We start from the raw sequence: 1,537 nt of genomic DNA, 5'->3' as shown, positions 1-1,537 counted from the left end.
TTTTTTGAAATCAAAAAAGCTTATTCCAAGGTTCATGGTTTATCATAAAATTAGAAAACAAATGGAGGAAAACCTTATGTTAACCAAACGGGAACAGGATATCAGAGAACAGGTACAGATCGTCACAATGGATGCGCTGGTACCGAAAGACCACATTTTAAGGCTGGTCGATGAAGCGATTGATTTTGATTTTATATACGATCTGGTAGAGGATCGATACTGTATGGACAATGGAAGACCCAGCCTGGATCCGGTCGTCCTGATTAAACTGCCGGTCATCCAGTATCTCTGCGGCATTCGAAGTATGCGACAGACGATCCGGGATGTGGAAGTCAATATCGCTTATCGCTGGTTTCTGGGTCTGGATTTCAATGAACCAGTTCCCCATTTTACAACCTTTGGAAAAAACTACAGCCGACGTTTTAAAGACACCGATCTTTTTGAGCAGATTTTCATGAAGATTCTGGAGCAGTGTGTCAAGGCCGGTTACGTTGATCAGAAAACGCTGTTTATTGATGGAACCCACGTTAAAGCCCGTGCCAATCGAAAGAAATCAAAAAATGTCCTGGTCAAAAAGACGGTGAGACATTATGAAGCCGCCCTTCAGGAAGAAATTGCCCGAGATCGGGAAGCGCATGGAAAAAGGCCACTCAGGGATAAAAACGGGCCCGATGATCCGGATGATTCCGCCAACCTAAAAGCATCGGATGAAGCGAACCAAAGTGATCGTAAAACAGAGCCTGCTGGTGAGTATAAAGAACAGAAAACAAGTACCAGTGATCCGGAAAGTGGCTGGTTTCACAAGGGAGAACACAAATCGGTTTTTGCCTACAGTGTTCAGTGTGCCTGTGACCGAAACGGCTGGATTACAAATTATACAATGGGTCCAGGCAATGAACATGACAGCAGTGCATTCTGGGAATTGTATCGCCGGCTGAAGGAAAAAGCCCCCCAAACCATCGTTGCCGATGCCGGATATAAAACGCCGGCCATCGTCAGGCAACTGATTCTCGACGGAATCACGCCAAACCTTCCATATACCCGACCGCATACCAAAGATGGATTTTTCTATAAAAAGGATTATGTCTTTGACGAATACTACGACTGTTACATCTGCCCTCACGATCAGGTTCTCAAATACAGCACAACCAATCGGGAGGGTTACCGGGAATACAAAAGTGATCCTGAAATCTGTCAAAACTGTCCAGACCTGAAAAAGTGTACCCAGAGCAAAAATCATACTAAAGTTGTCACCCGGCACGTATGGGCTGATTATCTGGAACAGTGCGAAGAAATCCGGCACACAATCGGACGCAAAGAAGAATACCAACTGCGTAAAGAAACCATCGAACGGGTCTTTGGCTCGGCCAAGGAATACCACGGAATGCGCTATACACAGTATGTCGGGAAGGCCCGGGTTGCCATGCAGATCGGGCTGACTTTGGCATGCCTGAATATGAAAAAACTGGCAAATCTGCTGTACCGAAAACGAATGCGTTTTGGGTTGCCTTCACGTTTTATTCTGTTTTTTCATTTT

The 1,537-nt window shown here is 45.3% G+C and carries 1 protein-coding gene; it reads left to right on the top strand.

Annotated features, from left to right (window positions below; translation table 11 throughout):
- Nucleotides 1–76: 76 nt before the first annotated feature.
- Nucleotides 77–1,537 (top strand): IS1182 family transposase (locus tag FZC41_RS17085; protein ID WP_148568656.1); only part of this gene is annotated, 1,461 nt, incomplete at its 3' end.

It is taken from the genome of Acetobacterium paludosum (assembly GCF_008086595.1).
Classification (GTDB): Bacteria; Bacillota; Clostridia; order Eubacteriales; family Eubacteriaceae; genus Acetobacterium; species Acetobacterium paludosum.
Note: the sequence above shows the minus strand (reverse complement) of the source record. Positions and strands in the feature narration are given on the sequence as shown.